This is a genomic window from uncultured Xylophilus sp. (assembly GCA_913776965.1).
Taxonomy (GTDB): Bacteria; Pseudomonadota; Gammaproteobacteria; order Burkholderiales; family Burkholderiaceae_C; genus Xylophilus.
The window spans coordinates 30,706-47,784 of the sequence record CAJYQL010000084.1 but is presented as its reverse complement, the minus strand read 5'-3'; the positions used below and the strand labels follow the sequence as shown (position 1 = coordinate 47,784).

At 68.7% G+C, this 17,079-nt stretch carries 22 protein-coding genes and 1 pseudogene; 18 read left to right on the top strand and 5 right to left on the bottom strand.

Annotated features, from left to right (window positions below; translation table 11 throughout):
• Positions 1-38: 38 nt before the first annotated feature.
• From QZ500_RS12730 to tatC, 18 genes are all read left to right on the top strand, one after another.
• Complete coding sequence (locus QZ500_RS12730; RefSeq protein WP_295855777.1) at positions 39-968, top strand: ABC transporter ATP-binding protein; 930 nt, start codon at positions 39-41, stop codon at positions 966-968.
• On the top strand, positions 965-1,732 hold the full coding sequence (locus tag QZ500_RS12725; protein ID WP_295855776.1) for an ABC transporter permease: 768 nt from the start codon (positions 965-967) through the stop codon (positions 1,730-1,732). Before QZ500_RS12730 ends, QZ500_RS12725 begins: the two co-directional genes overlap by 4 nt.
• A 20-nt stretch (positions 1,733-1,752) precedes the next feature.
• Positions 1,753-2,001 (top strand): BolA family protein, encoded by a 249-nt coding sequence (locus tag QZ500_RS12720; protein WP_295855775.1) that lies wholly within the window; start codon positions 1,753-1,755, stop codon positions 1,999-2,001.
• Positions 2,002-2,029: 28 nt separating this feature from the next.
• A complete protein-coding gene (gene hisG / locus QZ500_RS12715; RefSeq protein WP_295855774.1) occupies positions 2,030-2,689 on the top strand; it encodes an ATP phosphoribosyltransferase in 660 nt (219 codons plus the stop codon).
• A 19-nt stretch (positions 2,690-2,708) separates the two neighbouring features.
• On the top strand, positions 2,709-4,034 hold the full coding sequence (gene hisD, locus QZ500_RS12710) for a histidinol dehydrogenase (RefSeq protein ID WP_295855773.1): 1,326 nt from the start codon (positions 2,709-2,711) through the stop codon (positions 4,032-4,034).
• 50 nt (positions 4,035-4,084) lie between these two features.
• Positions 4,085-5,200, top strand: coding sequence for an aminotransferase class I/II-fold pyridoxal phosphate-dependent enzyme (locus QZ500_RS12705; RefSeq protein ID WP_295855816.1), 1,116 nt, complete (start codon positions 4,085-4,087; stop codon positions 5,198-5,200).
• Positions 5,197-5,835, top strand: coding sequence for an imidazoleglycerol-phosphate dehydratase HisB (hisB, locus tag QZ500_RS12700; RefSeq protein WP_295855772.1), 639 nt, complete (start codon positions 5,197-5,199; stop codon positions 5,833-5,835). Before QZ500_RS12705 ends, hisB begins: the two co-directional genes overlap by 4 nt.
• 51 nt (positions 5,836-5,886) lie before the next feature.
• Positions 5,887-6,543 (top strand): imidazole glycerol phosphate synthase subunit HisH, encoded by a 657-nt coding sequence (gene hisH, locus QZ500_RS12695; protein WP_295855771.1) that lies wholly within the window; start codon positions 5,887-5,889, stop codon positions 6,541-6,543.
• Between the two features lie 40 nt (positions 6,544-6,583).
• Positions 6,584-7,324, top strand: coding sequence for a 1-(5-phosphoribosyl)-5-[(5-phosphoribosylamino)methylideneamino]imidazole-4-carboxamide isomerase (gene hisA, locus QZ500_RS12690; protein ID WP_295855770.1), 741 nt, complete (start codon positions 6,584-6,586; stop codon positions 7,322-7,324).
• A gap of 9 nt (positions 7,325-7,333) precedes the next feature.
• On the top strand, positions 7,334-8,221 hold the full coding sequence (locus QZ500_RS12685) for a D-hexose-6-phosphate mutarotase (RefSeq protein ID WP_295855769.1): 888 nt from the start codon (positions 7,334-7,336) through the stop codon (positions 8,219-8,221).
• A 64-nt stretch (positions 8,222-8,285) separates the two neighbouring features.
• On the top strand, positions 8,286-9,065 hold the full coding sequence (gene hisF, locus QZ500_RS12680) for an imidazole glycerol phosphate synthase subunit HisF (protein WP_295855768.1): 780 nt from the start codon (positions 8,286-8,288) through the stop codon (positions 9,063-9,065).
• A gap of 101 nt (positions 9,066-9,166) precedes the next feature.
• On the top strand, positions 9,167-9,556 hold the full coding sequence (gene hisI, locus QZ500_RS12675; RefSeq protein WP_295855767.1) for a phosphoribosyl-AMP cyclohydrolase: 390 nt from the start codon (positions 9,167-9,169) through the stop codon (positions 9,554-9,556).
• A gap of 5 nt (positions 9,557-9,561) precedes the next feature.
• On the top strand, positions 9,562-9,951 hold the full coding sequence (locus tag QZ500_RS12670; protein ID WP_295855766.1) for a phosphoribosyl-ATP diphosphatase: 390 nt from the start codon (positions 9,562-9,564) through the stop codon (positions 9,949-9,951).
• Positions 9,952-10,004: 53 nt separating this feature from the next.
• The gene (locus QZ500_RS12665; RefSeq protein WP_295855765.1) at positions 10,005-10,430 is read left to right on the top strand and encodes a hypothetical protein; all 426 of its coding nucleotides are present in this window, start codon (positions 10,005-10,007) and stop codon (positions 10,428-10,430) included.
• The gene (locus QZ500_RS12660; protein WP_295855764.1) at positions 10,420-10,779 is read left to right on the top strand and encodes a histidine triad nucleotide-binding protein; all 360 of its coding nucleotides are present in this window, start codon (positions 10,420-10,422) and stop codon (positions 10,777-10,779) included. Before QZ500_RS12665 ends, QZ500_RS12660 begins: the two co-directional genes overlap by 11 nt.
• 69 nt (positions 10,780-10,848) lie before the next feature.
• Positions 10,849-11,088 (top strand): Sec-independent protein translocase subunit TatA, encoded by a 240-nt coding sequence (gene tatA, locus QZ500_RS12655; RefSeq protein WP_295855763.1) that lies wholly within the window; start codon positions 10,849-10,851, stop codon positions 11,086-11,088.
• Between the two features lie 28 nt (positions 11,089-11,116).
• On the top strand, positions 11,117-11,596 hold the full coding sequence (gene tatB, locus QZ500_RS12650) for a Sec-independent protein translocase protein TatB (protein ID WP_295855762.1): 480 nt from the start codon (positions 11,117-11,119) through the stop codon (positions 11,594-11,596).
• 55 nt (positions 11,597-11,651) lie between these two features.
• Positions 11,652-12,446: a twin-arginine translocase subunit TatC gene (gene tatC, locus QZ500_RS12645; protein WP_295855761.1), complete on the top strand. Its 795-nt coding sequence runs from the start codon at positions 11,652-11,654 to the stop codon at positions 12,444-12,446.
• 72 nt (positions 12,447-12,518) lie between these two features.
• On the opposite strand, the gene QZ500_RS12640 is transcribed toward tatC, so the two are convergent.
• From QZ500_RS12640 to QZ500_RS12620, 5 genes and pseudogenes are all read right to left on the bottom strand, one after another.
• Positions 12,519-13,244, bottom strand: coding sequence for an ABC transporter ATP-binding protein (locus QZ500_RS12640; protein WP_295855760.1), 726 nt, complete (start codon positions 13,242-13,244; stop codon positions 12,519-12,521).
• Positions 13,245-13,345: 101 nt separating this feature from the next.
• A pseudogene (locus QZ500_RS12635) lies at positions 13,346-14,113 on the bottom strand (ABC transporter ATP-binding protein); the annotation flags it as partial.
• Positions 14,110-14,988, bottom strand: a complete 879-nt coding sequence (locus tag QZ500_RS12630) for a branched-chain amino acid ABC transporter permease (protein WP_295855758.1) — start codon at positions 14,986-14,988, stop codon at positions 14,110-14,112. The gene QZ500_RS12630 and the pseudogene QZ500_RS12635, both read right to left, overlap by 4 nt.
• Before the next feature lie 11 nt (positions 14,989-14,999).
• Positions 15,000-15,881: a branched-chain amino acid ABC transporter permease gene (locus tag QZ500_RS12625; RefSeq protein ID WP_295855757.1), complete on the bottom strand. Its 882-nt coding sequence runs from the start codon at positions 15,879-15,881 to the stop codon at positions 15,000-15,002.
• A gap of 69 nt (positions 15,882-15,950) precedes the next feature.
• Complete coding sequence (locus tag QZ500_RS12620; RefSeq protein WP_295855815.1) at positions 15,951-17,069, bottom strand: ABC transporter substrate-binding protein; 1,119 nt, start codon at positions 17,067-17,069, stop codon at positions 15,951-15,953.
• Positions 17,070-17,079 lie beyond the last annotated feature (10 nt).

Sequence of the window (17,079 nt, the reverse complement as noted above, 5' to 3'; positions counted from 1 at the left end):
CGACGCGGCGACAGGCGCCGACTTAAAATCGCGGGCTCATGCCCGCCATTTCCTTCCAGTCCGTCTCCAAGACCTACTCCACACCGCGCGGGCCCTTCCAGGCACTCGATGGTGTCGGCTTCGACATCCAGCCGGGCGAATTCTTCGGGCTGCTCGGCCCGAACGGCGCCGGCAAGACCACCCTGATCAGTATCCTCGCAGGCCTGGCCCGTGCCACCGGCGGCCGGGTGCTGGTCGACGGCAGCGACGTGCAGGCCGACTTCGCCGCCGCCCGCCGCAAGCTGGGCGTGGTGCCGCAGGAGCTGGTGTTCGACCCCTTCTTCAACGTGCGCGAGACGCTGCGCATCCAGTCCGGCTACTTCGGCGTGCGCGGCAACGAGGCCTGGATCGACGAACTGCTCGAAAGCCTCGGCCTCGCCGACAAAGCGACCGCCAACATGCGGCAGCTGTCGGGCGGCATGAAGCGCCGGGTGCTGGTGGCGCAGGCGCTGGTGCACAAGCCGCCGATCATCGTGCTCGACGAGCCGACCGCCGGCGTGGACGTGGAACTGCGCCAGACGCTCTGGCAGTTCATCGCCCGGCTCAACCGCGAAGGCAGCACCGTGCTGCTGACCACGCATTACCTGGAAGAGGCGGAAGCGCTCTGCCACCGCATCGCGATGCTCAAGCGCGGCAAGCTGGTCGCGCTCAACCGCACCAGCGACCTGATCCGCATGGCGTCGGGCAACGTGCTGCGCTTCAAGATCGACGGCGAGCTGCCGCCGGCGCTGGCCGCCGAGGCGCGGGTCACCGGCCGCATCGTGCAGCTGCCGGCCCACGGCGCGCTGGAGATCGAGAACTACCTCGCCGCGGTGCGGCAGGCCGGTCTGACCGTCGAGGACGTGGAGATCCGCAAGGCCGACCTGGAGGACGTGTTCCTCGAGGTGATGGCAGCAGAACAGGGCCACAAGTGGCAGATGGCGGTATGACGAATCTTCTCGGCTGGCGCGCGCTGTTCTACAAAGAAGTCCTGCGGTTCTGGAAGGTCGGCTTCCAGACCGTCGGCGCACCGGTGCTGACGGCGGTGCTCTATCTGCTGGTCTTCGGCCACACGCTGGAAGACCATGTGAAGGTCTACGGCCAGGTCGCCTACACCGCGTTCTTGGTGCCGGGCCTGGTGATGATGAGCGTGCTGCAGAACGCCTTCGCCAACAGCTCGTCCTCGATCATCCAGAGCAAGATCATGGGCAGCCTGGTCTTCGTGCTGCTCACGCCGCTGTCGCACCGCGGGCTGTTCCTAGCCTACGTCGGGTCGTCGGTGGTGCGCGGGCTGGCGGTCGGGCTCGGCGTGTTCGCGGTCACGGCGCTGTTCTTCGCGAAGCTGAGCTTCGTCGCACCGCTGTGGATCTTCGTCTTTGCTTTTCTGGGCGCGGCGCTGCTCGGCACGCTCGGGCTGATCGCCGGGCTCTGGGCCGAGAAGTTCGACCAGATGGCGCTGTTCCAGAACTTCCTGATCATGCCGATGACGTTCCTCTCCGGCGTGTTCTATTCGATCGGCTCGCTGCCGCCGGTGTGGCAGGCGGTGAGCCACCTCAACCCGTTCTTCTACATGATCGACGGCTTCCGCTACGGCTTCTTCGGTATCAGCGATGCCTCGCCCTGGCTGAGCCTGGCGATCGTCGGCGGCGCCTGGGCGGCGACCAGCGCGCTGGCGCTGCACCTGCTGCGCATCGGCTACAAGATCCGCCACTGAATTCCTGCATCCCACCTGCCATGACCGCCGACGAGCTGATCTCCATCATCCGCGCCGGCCTTCCCTGCGAGCACATCGGGCTCGAAGGCGACGGCCGCCACTGGTACGCGACCATCGTGTCCCCTGAATTCGAGGGCAAGCGCCCGATCCAGCGCCACCAGCGTGTCTACGCGACGCTGGGCAGCCGGATGCAGACCGACGAGGTGCATGCGCTGTCGATGAAGACCTTCACGCCGGCCGAGTGGGCGGCGCAGGGAGGTGCGCGGTGATCACGCTCGATAAACAGGAGTCGCAATCGTGATCACGCTTGCTTTGTCCAAGGGCCGCATCTTCGACGAGACCCTGCCGCTGCTCGCGGCCGCCGGTATCGAGGTGCTGGAGGATCCCGAGAAGTCCCGCAAGCTGATCCTGCCGACCAACCGGCCCGAGGTGCGGGTGGTGCTGGTCCGCGCGAGCGACGTGCCGACCTATGTCGAATACGGCGGCGCCGATCTCGGCGTGACCGGCTTCGATACGTTGATCGAGCACAACATGGACCATGCGGGCGGCGGCAGCCGGCTCTACCAGCCGCTGGACCTGCAGATCGCCCGCTGCCGGGTCAGCGTCGCGGTGCGTGCCGACTTCGATTACGCCCAGGCGGTGCGCCAGGGCGCCCGGCTGAAGGTCGCGACCAAGTACGTCGGCATCGCCCGCGAGTTCTTCGCCGCCAAGGGCGTGCACGTGGACCTGATCAAGCTCTACGGCAGCATGGAGCTCGCGCCGCTCACCGGCCTGGCCGACGCGATCGTCGATCTGGTCTCCACCGGCAACACGCTGAAGGCCAACCAGCTGGTCGAGGTCGAGCGGATCATGGACATCAGCTCGCGGCTGGTGGTCAACCAGGCCGCGATGAAACTCAAGCGCGAGCCGATCCGCCGCATCGTCGATGCCTTCGCCTCGGCCGTCCGCCCCGCCTGACGGTTTTGCACCCGATACTATGGATTTGATAGCTAGACCCGCCCGCCTGTCCTGCGCAGATGCCACTTTCGAGGCCGATTTCCAGGCCCGGCTGCACTGGTCGGCCGAGACCGACGCCGGCATCGAGCAGCGCGTGGCCGACATCCTGGCCGACGTGCAGGCGCGCGGCGATGCGGCGGTCCTCGACTACACCGCCCGGTTCGACGGCTTGGCCGCGGCCGGCGTGGCGGAACTGGAACTGACCCAGGCCGAATTGAAAGCCGCCTTCGACGGGTTGCCCGCCGTGCAGCGCGAGGCGCTCGAAGCCGCTGCACGCCGGGTGCGCACCTACCACGAGGCCCAGAAGCGGGCGAGCGGCGAGAGCTGGAGCTACCGCGACGAAGACGGCACGCTGCTCGGCCAGAAGGTGACGCCGCTCGACCGGGTCGGCATCTACGTGCCGGGCGGCAAGGCGGCCTACCCGTCGTCGGTGCTGATGAACGCGATTCCGGCCCACGTCGCGGGCGTCGGCGAGATCGTGATGGTGGTGCCCACACCGAAGGGCGAGAAGAACCCGTTGGTGCTGGCGGCGGCCCACGTGGCAGGCGTCACCCGCGCCTTCACCATCGGCGGCGCGCAGGCGGTGGCGGCGCTCGCCTACGGGACGGCCACGGTGCCGAAGGTGGACAAGATCACCGGCCCCGGCAACGCCTATGTGGCGAGCGCCAAGAAGCGGGTCTTCGGCACCGTCGGCATCGACATGATCGCCGGCCCGAGCGAGATCCTGGTGCTGGCCGACGGCAGCACGCCGGCCGACTGGGTGGCGATGGACCTGTTCAGCCAGGCCGAGCACGACGAGCTGGCGCAGTCGATCCTGCTGTGCCCCGACGCCGCCTACCTCGACGCAGTGCAGGATGCCATCGACCGGCTGCTGCCGACGATGCCGCGCGCCGCGATCATCGCCAAGAGCCTCACCGGCCGCGGCGCGCTGATCCTGACCCGCAGCATGGAAGAGGCCTGCGACATCAGCAACCGGATCGCGCCCGAGCACCTGGAAGTCTCCAGCCGCGACCCGCACCGCTGGGAGCCGCTGCTGCGACACGCCGGCGCGATCTTCCTCGGCGCCTTCACCTCCGAGAGCCTGGGCGACTACTGCGCCGGGCCGAACCACGTGCTGCCGACCAGCGGTACCGCGCGCTTCTCGTCGCCGCTCGGCGTGTACGACTTCCAGAAGCGCAGCAGCCTGATCGAGGTGAGCGAGCAGGGCGCCCAGACCCTCGGCACCATCGCCGCCACGCTGGCCTACGGCGAGGGCCTGCAGGCCCACGCCCGGGCGGCCGAGCTGCGCCTGAAGCCCGCACCGTGACCGCGGCCGCACCGTCCCCGCTCGACCGCATCCGGCGCGACGTGCGCTCCATGCATGCCTACGCGGTGCAGGACGCCGCCGGCATGCTGAAGCTCGACGCGATGGAGAACCCGCATCCGTTGCCGGCGGACCTGCAGGCGGCGCTCGGCGCGCGGCTCGGCGCGGTCGCGCTGCACCGCTATCCCGGCCCGCGCATCGACGACCTGCGGGCGGCCCTCGCCGCGCATGCCGGCCTGCCCGACGGGCATGCGCTGATCGTCGGCAACGGCTCGGACGAGCTGATTTCGCTGGTCGCGATGGCCTGCGACGTGCCGGCCGACGAGACGCCCGACGGCCGCGCGCCCGCGATCCTCGCGCCGCTGCCGGGCTTCGTGATGTACGCGATGAGCGCCCAGCTGCAGGGCCTACGCTTCGTCGGCGTGCCGCTCGCGGCCGACTTCGCGCTCGACGCCGAGGCGATGTGCGCCGCCATCGCCCGCGAACGGCCGGCCGTCACCTACCTCGCGTTCCCCAACAACCCGACCGCCAACCTCTGGGACGACGCGGCGATGGACCGTGTCATCGCCGCCGCGGCCGAGGCCGGCGGCCTGGTGGTGGTGGACGAGGCCTACCAGCCGTTCGCCTCCCGCAGCTGGCAGGGCCGCATCCGTGCCGAGCCGGCGCGCCATGGCCACGTGCTGCTGCTGCGCACCCTAAGCAAGTTCGGCCTCGCCGGCGCCCGCATCGGCTACCTGATGGGGCCGGCCGCCCTGATCGCCGAGATCGACAAGGTCCGCCCGCCCTACAACATCAGCAGCCTGAACACCGAATGTGCGCTGTTCGCGCTGGAGCACGCTCCGGTGTTCGAAGCGCAGGCCGCCGACATCCGCGCCGAACGTGACCGGCTGCTGGCCGCCTTGGCCGAACTGCCGGGCGCCGAGCCGTTCCCTAGCGACGCCAACATGGTGCTGGTGCGGCTGCCGGGCGGCACCGCCGGCGCGAAGGCGGCGTTCGATGCGCTGCGCACCCGCAAGGTGCTTGTCAAGAACGTTTCTACAATGCATCCCTTGCTGGCCGGATGCCTGCGCCTGACGGTCGGCACCGCCGCCGAGAACGCGCAGATGCTCGCCGCGCTGGCCGATGTCCTCGCCGCTTCCCCCGTTCCCGCCGCCCCCACCGCCGCATGACCACCGCCCTTCCCGCCGGCAGCGATGCCCCGGCTGACCCGAACGCCGACCGCACCGCCGAGGTCAGCCGCAACACCGCCGAAACCAAGATCACCGTCCGGATCAACTTGGACGGCACCGGCCGCGCGACGCTCGCGACCGGCATCGGGTTCTTCGACCACATGCTCGACCAGATCGCCCGCCACGGGCTGATCGACCTCGACATCCGCGCCGACGGCGACCTCTACATCGACGGCCACCACACGGTGGAAGATGTCGGCATCACGCTCGGCCAGGCCTTCGCCAAGGCGGTCGGCGACAAGAAGGGCATCCGCCGCTACGGCCATGCCTACGTGCCGCTCGACGAGGCGCTGTCGCGGGTGGTGATCGACTTCTCCGGCCGGCCCGGCCTGCACCTGCACATCCCGTTCACCGCCGGGATGATCGGCACGCTGGACACCCAGCTGGTCTACAAGTTCTTCCAGGGCTTCTCCAACCACGCCGGCGTGACGCTGCACATCGACAACCTGAAGGGCATCAACGCCCACCACCAGTGCGAGACGGTGTTCAAGGCCTTTGCCCGCGCGCTGCGCGCCGCGCTGGAGCGCGACCCGCGTTCGGCCGGGGTGATCCCGTCCACCAAGGGCTCGCTGTAGAGATCATGCGAAAAAACGTCTCCAGCGCCCGTCCCGCCTGCGCAGTCAGCTATGAATAACGGAGCAAAGATCGTCGCCGTGGTCGACTACGGCATGGGCAACCTGCGCTCGGTCTCGCAGGCGGTGCAGGCCGCTGCCGCCGGCACCGGCTGGACCGTGGTCGTCACCGGCAATCCCGAGGACGTGCGCGCCGCCGACCGCGTGGTGCTGCCCGGCCAGGGCGCCATGCCCGACTGCATGCGCGAGCTGGCCGACTCCGGCCTGCAGGCCTCGGTGCTGGAAGCCGCGGCGCAGAAGCCGCTCTTCGGCGTCTGCGTCGGCATGCAGATGCTGCTCGACCGCAGCGCCGAAGGCCCGACCGACGGCCTCGGCCTGATCCCCGGCGAGGTGGTGAAGTTCGACCTCGCCGGCCGCACGCAGGCCGACGGCAGCCGGTTCAAGGTGCCGCAGATGGGCTGGAACCAGGTGCGCCAGGCGCAGCCCCACCCGGTCTGGCAGGGCGTGCCCGACGACGCGTACTTCTATTTCGTGCACAGCTTCTACGCGCGCCCGACCCACACCCGCCACAGCGTGGGCGAAGCCGACTACGGTGCGCGCTTTACCGCGGCCATCGCCCGCGATAACATTTTTGCGACGCAGTTCCACCCGGAAAAGAGCGCCGCGCAGGGCCTCGCGCTCTACCGCAATTTCCTCTCCTGGAATCCCTGATTCTTTCTCCCCACCCGTTCCACTGCTGGCTTCGGCAACCATGCTCCTCATTCCTGCGATCGACCTGAAAGACGGTCACTGCGTCCGCCTCAAGCAAGGCGACATGGACCAATCGACCACCTTCGGCGAAGACCCGGCCGCGATGGCCCTGAAGTGGGTGGAGCAGGGCGCCCGCCGCCTGCACCTGGTGGACCTGAACGGCGCCTTCGCCGGCAAGCCCCAGAACGCCGCGGCGATCAAGTCGATCCTGAAGGCCGTCGGCGACGACATCCCGGTACAGCTCGGCGGCGGCATCCGCGACCTCGACACGATCGAGAAGTACATCGACGGCGGCCTGCGCTACGTGATCATCGGCACCGCCGCGGTGAAGAACCCCGGCTTCCTGAAGGACGCCTGCAGCGCCTTCGGCGGCCACATCATCGTCGGCCTCGACGCCAAGGACGGCAAGGTCGCCACCGACGGCTGGAGCAAGCTCACCGGCCACGAGGTGGTCGACCTGGCCAAGAAGTTCGAGGACTGGGGCGTCGAGTCGATCATCTACACCGACATCGGCCGCGACGGCATGCTGTCGGGCATCAACATCGACGCGACCGTCAAGCTCGCGCAGGCACTCACCATTCCGGTGATCGCCTCGGGCGGCCTGTCCAACATGGCCGACATCGACGGCCTGTGCGCGGTCGAATCGGAAGGCGTCGAAGGCGTGATCTGCGGCCGCGCGATCTACTCGGGCGACCTGGATTTCGCGGCCGCCCAGGCGCGCGCCGACGAACTCGCCGGCTAGGCGGCGTCGGTGCCGCCCCCCTCGACGACCCCGACGGCCGTCACGCTGCACGGCCAGCCCTGCATCCGGCTCGCGCTGCCCGCAGGCGACACCGCCACCGTCGCATTGCACGGCGCCCAGGTGCTGTCCTGGACCACCGCCGACGGCGCCGAGCGCCTGTACCTCAGCCCGCGCGCGGTGTTCGACGGCCAGGCCGCGATCCGCGGCGGCGTGCCGGTGTGCTTCCCGCAGTTCAATCAGCGCGGCCCGCTGCCGAAGCACGGCTTTGCACGCAACCTGCCGTGGACGCTGGCGCCCGAGGATGCGGTGGCCGACCTGCCGGACGATGCCGCCCGCGCCGTCTTCGTCCTGCACGACAGCGACGCCACCCGCGCCCTGTGGCCGCACGGCTTCGCAGCTCGGCTGACGGTCACGCTCGCGCCCAGCAGCCTCGAGATCGCCTTCCACGTGTGCAACACCGGCGCCGATGCGTTCGATTTCACCCTCGCGCTGCACAGCTACCTGCGCACCGCCGACGTCTGCGCAACCCGGCTGCACGGCCTGGGCGGCGCAGCCTTCTGGGATGCGGTGCGCGACGTGCGCCATGCGGCCGAACCGGCCCGCGCCGCCGAGCCGCTCGGCTTCGGCACCGAGACCGACCGCGTCCACGCTGCCCGCCGCGCACCGCTGCGCATGGCCGAGCCGCGTGGCACGCTGGAGATCGCGCAGGACCCGGTCTTCACCGAAACCGTCGTCTGGAATCCCGGCCCCGACCTCTGCGCGCGCCTGGCCGACATGCCGCCCGACGGCTGGCGGGACATGCTTTGCGTCGAGGCCGCGGCGATCGACACGCCGGCCCGGCTCGCACCCGGCGACGCCTGGCAGGGCGCCCAGCGGCTGCGGGTGCTGCCCGCCTGACGCCGGCCGCGGCGCGTTCCTTTTCTTTTCCACCGACACCGACCGGCCCTCCGGCCCGACCGCCATGCTCGCCAAACGCATCATTCCCTGCCTCGACGTCACCGGCGGCCGCGTCGTCAAGGGCGTCAACTTCCTCGAACTGCGCGACGCCGGCGATCCGGTGGAGATCGCCGCCCGCTACAACGACCAGGGCGCCGACGAACTCACCTTCCTCGACATCACCGCCACCAGCGACGAGCGCGACCTGATCCTGCCGATCATCGAGGCGGTCGCGTCGAAAGTGTTCATCCCGCTGACCGTCGCCGGCGGCGTGCGCACGGTCGAGGACGTGCGCCGGCTGCTGAACGCCGGCGCCGACAAGACCCGCTTCAATTCGGCCGCGATCGCGAACCCGCAGGTGATCGCCGACGCATCGGCCCGCTACGGCGCGCAGTGCATCGTCGTCGCGATCGACGCCAAGCGCCGCACCGGCGAGGATGCCGAAGCCCGCGGCGCGGGCTGGGACGTCTACAGCCACGGCGGCCGCAAGAACACCGGCCTCGATGCGGTCGCCTGGGCCACGCGCATGGCGCAGATGGGCGCCGGCGAGATCCTGCTAACCAGCATGGACCGCGACGGCACCAAGATCGGCTTCGACCTGGCCCTCACCCGGGCGGTGGCCGATGCGGTGCCGGTGCCGGTGATCGCCTCCGGCGGCGTCGGCAACGTCGACCATCTGGCCGACGGCGTGCAGCAGGGCGGCGCCGACGCGGTGCTGGCGGCCAGCATCTTCCACTATGGCCAGCACACGGTCGGCGAGGCCAAGGCCCGCATGGCGGAGCGGGGCATCCCCGTCAGGCTTTAACTCGCCCCCGGCCGGGGCGGCCCGGCACAGCCGGATCCGCGGCATCTCGCGGGAAGGCAGGGTCAGCGGGCCGCCTGTTCCAGTTCGCGGACAATCGCCGCATGACTTGGCTCGACGACGTGAAATGGGATGCGCAGGGGCTGGTGCCCGTGATCGCGCAGGAGCAGGGCAGCAACGATGTCCTGATGTTCGCCTGGATGAACCGCGAGGCGCTCGCGAAGACCGCGGAGCTGCAGCGGGCGGTTTATTTCAGCCGGTCGCGCAACCGGCTGTGGTTCAAGGGCGAGGACTCGGGCCATGTGCAGACGGTGCACGAGATCCGGCTCGACTGCGACAACGACGTGGTGCTGCTCAAAGTGACCCAGCAGGGGCACACGCCCGGCATCGCCTGCCATACCGGCCGTCACAGCTGTTTCTACAGCGTGCTGCAGGATGGCGCCTGGACGCCGGTCGATCCGGTGTTGAAAGATCCCGAATCCATCTACAAATGACCGGCATGAGCGATGTTTCCCCCCTGTCCCAGGATGCGCTGGCGCGCTTGGCCGCGACGATCGAGAGCCGCAAGCCCGGCCGCGGCGGCGACCCCGACAGCAGCTATGTCGCCCGCCTGCTGCACAAGGGCCCGGACGCGTTCCTGAAGAAGATCGGCGAGGAGGCGACCGAGGTGGTGATGGCCGCCAAGGACGCCGACCACGGCGGCGACGCCGGCAAGATCGTCTACGAGGTCGCCGACCTGTGGTTCCACTCGATGGTCGCGCTGGCCCATTACGGGCTGTCGCCGGCCGACGTGATCGCCGAACTGGAGCGCCGTGCCGGCACCAGCGGCATCGAGGAAAAGGCCCTGCGCAAGGCGCAGGAGCGTGCCGCCGCCGAAACGCCGCGCTGAATCCGCACATCCCGCCTCAGCGCTTGATCAACCGCCGAAAGGAGCCCGCACCGATGCACCCCGACGACCGCCCGCCGCTCGCCGCACCGCCGCAGGTGCCGCCGCCCTATGCCGCTGCCGACCAGTCGCTGCTGACCGTCGGCTGGATCAGCTACCTGCTGCACCTCGTCGTGGCCGTCGCAGCCGTCATTCCGGGTGCACAGGTCTCCATCGCGGTGCTGCTGGTGGCGCTGGTGCTCGACCTGGTCAAGCGCGGCGATGCCGAAGGCACTTGGCAGGCCTCGCACTTCCGCTGGCGGATCCGGTCGGTGCTCTGGGCCGCGGTGCTCTACATCCTGACCGCGCCGCTGTGGCTGCTGCTCATCGCCCCCGGCTGGATCGCCTGGGGGGTCATCTCGATCTGGTTCCTCTATCGCATCGTGCTCGGCATGGTGCGGATGAACCGCCACCAGCCCGTGGAGGCGTCGCGTGTCCTCTGATCCGAACTGCATCTTCTGCAAGCTCATAGCGGGGCAGATCCCGTCGCGCAAGGTCTACGAGGACGACGAGCTCTACGCCTTCCACGACATCCACCCGCATGCGCCGGTGCATTTCCTGATCGTGCCGAAGGCGCACATCCCGTCCCTCGCGCAGGCGACCGAGGCGCACCAGGCGCTGCTCGGCCGCATCCTGGTGCTGGCGCCGAAGCTGGCGCTGGAGCAGGGCTGCAACCCCTATCCCCACGGCGGCTTCCGGGTCGTGGTGAACACCGGCGACGAGGGCGGGCAGGAGGTCCACCATCTCCATGTGCATGTCATGGGCGGCCCGCGCCCCTGGGCCAAGGGGTAATACTGCCCGGACGGGCGGCCGCGGCATGGCGGCGCCCTAGAATCACCACCCCTACGTTAGGAGAGATCCATGGGTTCGTTTTCCATCTGGCACTGGCTGATCGTGCTGCTGATCGTGGTCATGGTGTTCGGCACCAAGAAGCTCAAGAACATGGGTTCCGACCTGGGCGGCGCCGTGAAGGGCTTCAAGGACGGCATGAAGGACGGTTCGGCCGATGCCAAGCCCGAAGTGCCGGTCGCACCGGTCGCCCACACGCAGGCGACGGTGGACAAGGCGCCGATCGACGTCGAGGCCAAGAACCGCTCGTGATGCGGCAGACCCAGGCGGAGTCCGGCACGTGATCGACATCGGTCTCTCGAAGATGGCGCTGATCGGCGCGGTGGCGCTGATCGTCATCGGCCCGGAGAAGCTGCCGAAGGTCGCCCGCACGGTCGGCACGCTGCTTGGCAAGGCGCAGCGCTACGTCGCCGACGTCAAGGCCGAAGTCAACCGGTCGATGGAGCTCGACGAGCTGCGCAAGATGAAGGACACGATGGAAGGCGCCGCACGCGACGTGCACGCCTCGGTCCAGACCCATGCGAGCGACTTCGAGAAGAGCTGGTCGTCCACCGACGTTGGCGCTTCGGAATCGACCACGACGGCCGGCGAATCCTTCGTGGCGCCGGTGACCTATCCTGAATACCGCCATCCGCGGAAGAATTGGCGGCTGAAGCAGGGCGCCACGCCGCAGTGGTACAAGGCCCGCAACGGCATCCGCACCAAGGCCCTGTCGGGCGCCGCCCGCGTGGCCCGCTACCGCCCCCGCAAGGCCTCCTGATCCTTTTTCCCATCGGCGCGGGCCCCGTGGCCACGCCGCGCGCACCTCCCGCCCCATGTCCGAATCCTCACGCGACGACGAACTCGCCGGCACCGAACAGCCTTTCGTCGAGCACCTCATGGAGCTGCGCGACCGGCTGGTCAAGGCGCTGATCGCCGTGGCCGTCTGCGCCGGTGCCCTGTTCTTCTACCCCGGCCCCGGGCCGCTCTACGACCTGCTGGCCGCACCGCTGGTCCAGCACCTGCCAGCCGGCGCCACGCTGATCGCCACCTCGGTGATCTCGCCGTTCATGGTGCCGCTGAAGATCCTGTTCATGGCGGCCTTCCTGATGGCGCTGCCGGTGGTGCTCTACCAGGTCTGGGCCTTCGTCGCGCCGGGCCTGTATTCGCACGAGAAGAAGCTGGTGATGCCGCTGGTGGTGTCGTCCACCGTGCTGTTCTTCATCGGCGTGGCGTTCTGCTACTTCTTCGTCTTCGGCAAGGTGTTCGCCTTCATCCAGAGCTTCGCGCCCAAGAGCATCACGCCGGCGCCGGACATCGAGGAATACCTGAGCTTCGTGCTGACCATGTTCCTCGCCTTCGGCATCGCGTTCGAGGTGCCGATCGCGGTGGTGGTGCTGGCACGACTCGGCATCGTCAGCATCGAGAAGCTGAAGGCGTTCCGCGGCTATTTCATCGTCGGCGCCTTCATCATCGCGGCGATCGTCACGCCGCCGGACGTGGTGTCGCAGCTGTCGCTGGCGATCCCGATGTGCATCCTGTACGAGGTGGGCATCTGGGCGGCGCGGATCTTCATCAAGCACACCAAGGCGCCCGAGGACGCGGCGGCACCGGCCGACAGCGCTTCCTGAACCTAATTCCAGGCATAAAAAAAGCGGCTCACGCAGGCGGGACCTGCGTGAGCCGCTATGGTTTTGGGAGCGTCAGTGGCCGCTGCCCAGGTACGCCTCCTGCACCTTCGGATTGCCGAGCAGGGCCGCACCGCTGTCGGCCAGCACGATCCTGCCGGTCTCGATCACGTAGCCGTAGTCGGCGATCTTCAGCGCCTGCCGTACGTTCTGCTCGACCAGGAAGATCGTCAGGCCGGCCTGGTTGATGGTGCGCAGCGTGCGGAAGATGTCCTGCACGATGATCGGCGCCAGGCCCATCGACGGCTCGTCGAGCAGCAGCACCCGCGGCCGCGCCATCAGCGCCCGGCCGATCGCGAGCATCTGCTGCTCGCCGCCCGACAGGTTGCCGGCCAGGCCGTCGGCCCGTTCGGCGAGCCGTGGGAACAGGCCGTAGACATAGTCCAGGTCCTTCGCCCGCTCGCCGCGGTCGCTGCGGGTGTAGGCGCCGAGCTCCAGGTTCTCGCGCACCGTGAGGGTAGTGAGCGTGGCGCGGCCCTCGGCGACCTGCACCACGCCGCTCTGCACGATGCGGTGCGGCGCCAGGCCGGTGAGGTCGCGGCCGTCGAAGGTGACCGTGCCGGCCGCCTTCTTCACCAGGCCCGACAGCGCCAGCAGCGTGGTCGACTTGCCGGCGCCGTTGGCCCCGACCAGCGTGGTGATCCGGCCTTCGTGCAGGGCGAAGTCGATGCCCTTGACCGCCTGGACATGGCCGAAATTGACCTGCAGACCCTCGACCTTCAGCAACGGGGTAGTGCTCATGACGGCGCTCCCGGTTGCGGCACCGAGGTCGGCACCGTGCCGGCCGCCACCGCCGACGGCTGGCCGTCGGTGACGATGCCGTGCGGGCCGGCGGCCTCCGGCTCGTCGTCCTCGCGGCCCAGGTAGGCCTCGATCACCTGCGGGTCGTTGCGGATCGCGTCGGGTCCGCCCTGCGCGATGATGCGGCCGAAGTTCAGCACGGCTATCTCCTGGCACAGGCCCATGACGAATCGCATGTCGTGCTCGATCATGAAAATGGTGTAGCCGCGTGCACTGATCGCCTGGATCTCGCGCATCAGCTCGGTCTTCTCGCTGCTGTTCATGCCGGCCACCGGCTCGTCGAGCAGCAGCAGCTTCGGCTCGGTGGCCAGCGCCCGCGCGAGCTCCAGCTTGCGCTGCTCGCCGTACGACAGGTTGTCGGCGGTCTCCTCGGCCTTGTGGTCGAGCTTCATCCACGACAGCAGTTCGCGTGCCCGGTCGCGGGCCCGCTGCTCCTCGGACCGGAACCGGCCGCTGCTCGCCAGCAGGCCGCCCGCGCCGTAGCGCAGGTGGGCGTGCATGCCGACCATCACGTTCTGCAGCAGGCTCATTTCCTTGAAGAGCCGGATGTTCTGGAAGGTGCGGCCGAGCCCGAGCCGGGTGATCTCGTGCGGCTTGCGGCCGGCCAGGTCCTGCCCGTCGAAGGTGATGGTGCCGCCCGAGACCGGCAGCAGACCGGTGATCAGGTTGAACACCGTCGTCTTGCCGGCGCCGTTCGGCCCAATCAGGCCGAAGATGCCGCCCTGCGGGATCGTCAGGTTGACGTCCTGCAGCACCTTCAGGCCGCCGAAGTGGCGGGAGACGGATTGCAGTTGCAGGGATGCGCTCATGCCGCGGCTCCCTTCTGCGCGGAACGTGCGCCGCTGAACCACTGGCGCACCCGCGCCGGATCCCAGATGCCCTTGGGCAGGAACAGCACGATCAGCACCAGGATGAAGCCGTTGACCACCAGGCGGAAGTCCTTGAAGCCGCGCAGCACTTCGGGCAGCACCGTCAGGATGATGCCGCCCAGCACCGGGCCGAACAGGCTGTTGATGCCGCCCAGGATCGCCATCGTCAGGATGTCCACGCCGCGGTCGAAGCCGTATTCGTTCGGGCCGATGAAGAAGGTCAGGTGGGCGTTGAGCGTGCCCGCCAGGCCGGCGATCGCCGCGCCCAGCACGAAGGCCAGCATCTTGTGCGCGCCCACGTCGATGCCCATCAAGCCGGCGGCGGTCTCGTCTTCCTTGATCGCCTCGAAGGCGCGGCCGACGCGCGAATGCCGCAGCCGCCAGAGCAGTGCCAGCACCAGCACCAGCGCCAGGCCGACGTGCCACCACTCGGTCGATTGCGGAATGCCGTTCAGGCCCAGTGCGCCGCCGGTCCAGGTCTCGGCGTTCAGCACGACGATGCGCACCACCTCGCCGAAGGCGAGCGTCGCCATCGCTAGGTACACGCCCGACAGCCGCAGCGTCGGCTTGCCGATGACGAAGGCCATCGCCGCCGGGGCCGCCATGCCGACCACGAGCGCTACGGGATAGGGCAGGCCGGCGTTCATCGTGACGAGCGCCGAGGTATAGGCACCGATGCCCATGAAGGCGGCGTTGGCCATCGCCAGCATGCCGCAGGAGAGCGTCAGCCAGATCGAAAGCGCCAGCAGCGCGTTGGTGCCGAGCGTCAGCACCAGGTTGCTGTAGACCGACCAGAAGTTGTCGAACCATTCCATGTCGGCGCGCCTCAGACTTTCCGCTCTTGCAGCGTGCCGAACAGCCCCTTCGGCCGCACCAGCAGCACCAGGAACAGCAGGCCGAAGGCCACCGCGTCGCGCATGTTGGAGCCGATGTATGCGACCGACAGCACTTCGGCGAAGCCCAGGAACAGGCCACCCAGCATCGCGCCGCGGATGTCGCCCATGCCGCCCAGGATGATCACGGCGATGCCCTTGTGCAGGATCGGCTGGCCCATCAGCGGGAACACCGCGTTGGAATACAGCCCGATCAGCACGCCCGCCACGCCGCCGAGGCCCGCCGCGACGAACGAGGTCAGGAAGAACAGCCCTTCGACGTTGATGCCCAGCAGGTAGGCCGCCTTCGGCGACTCGGCGATGGCGCGCAGCGCCCGGCCGAGCTGGGTGCGCTTCAGCGCCACCATGAGCACCGCCATCATCGCGAACGACAGCAGGATGATGCCGAGCTCGATCGAGGTCAGGTGCAGGCCGGCGAAGGTGATCGCGTCGTCCGACACGGTGCCCGACGGGAAGCGCAGGTTCTGCGCACCGAAGATGCCCTGCACGCCGTTGTTCAGGATGATCGCCACGCCGATCGTCGCGATCATCGGGATCAGGTGGGGCGCGTTGCGGGCCCGCAGCGGCCGCAGCACCAGCACGTCGATCAGCAGCCCGAGCAGGCCGCAGAAGACGAAGGCGAAGAGCAGGCCGGCCCAGAGCGGCAGCGACAGCAGCGTGATCGCCTCGACCGCCGCGTAGGCGCCGACCATGAAGACCGCGCCGTGCGACAGGTTGATGACGCCGAGCACGCCGAAGATGAGGGTGAAGCCGAGCGCGAAGAGTGCGTAGACGCACCCGAGCGACAGGGCATTGAAGAGTTGCTGTTCAAGCACGAAGGGGCTCCGGCAAAAAGACAAAAGGCGGCGCGGAGAACCGCGCCGCCTGCGATGGCGAGAGCCTGCTTACTTCTCGATGACGAACTGGTTGCCCTTCGTCACGCTGACGATCGGCTTCTGCTGCGCGTCGTAGCCGGCGGGCTTGCCGGCCTTGTCGTTGGCGCGGCGGAACTCGAACGCGCCGGTGGCGCCGGTCCACTTGACCTTCGGCAGCGCGTCGCGCAGCGCGGTGCGGTCGGCCGGCAGCTTGCCGGTGAACTTCACCGTCTTCATCGCCTGGGCCGCGATGTAGAGCGCGTCGTAGGCCTGGGCGGCGAACTGGTCGGGCGCGATGTTGTACTTGGCGCTGTAGGCCTTGATGAACTTGGTGTTCTCGGGCGTGTCGTTGGAGGCCGACCAGGGGCTGCCGACGTACAGGCCGTCGGACTTGTCCTTGGCCAGATCGAAGATCTTGGTCGAGTTCATGCCGTTGCCGCCGATCACCGGCACGTTCAGGCCGACCTGGCGGGCCTGCACCATGATCGGCGCGCCTTCGGCGAGCAGGGCCGACAGCACGATCGCGTCCGGGTTGGTGGCCTTGATCTTGGTCAGCTGGGCCTTGAAGTCCACGTCGCCCTTGGCGAAGGTCTCGGTCGTGGTGACCGGGATCTTCAGGTCATCGAGGGCCTTCTTGAAGTTGTCGTAGCCGCTCTTGGTGAACACGTCGTCGTTGCCGTAGAGCACCGCGACCTTCTTCACGCCGGCCTTCTTCACCGCCATCTTGATCGTCTCGGGCAGCACGTCGGCCTCGGTGACGGAATTGCGGAACACGTAGTCGCCGATCGAGGTGATGCCGTCGGCGGTGTTGGATGTACCGAAGGCGACCGTCTTGGCGGCCTGGGCGACCGGGTCGGCGGCCTGGGCGGAGTTCGACAGCGTCGGGCCGAAGACCATCAGCACCTTGTCCTGGAAGATCAGCTTCTTGAAGACGTTGATCGCCTCTTCCTTCTTGCCCTGCTCGTCCTCGATCACCAGCGCGATCTTGTCGCCGTTGATACCGCCGGCGGCATTGATCTCGTCGGCCGCCAGCTGGAAGCCGTTGCGGATCGCGACGCCGTACTGCGCGGCACCGCCGGACAGGGCTTCGGCGACGCCGATCTTGACGTCGGCGGCCTGGGCGGCGGTGGCGAAGCCGGCGGCGGCCATCAGGGCGACG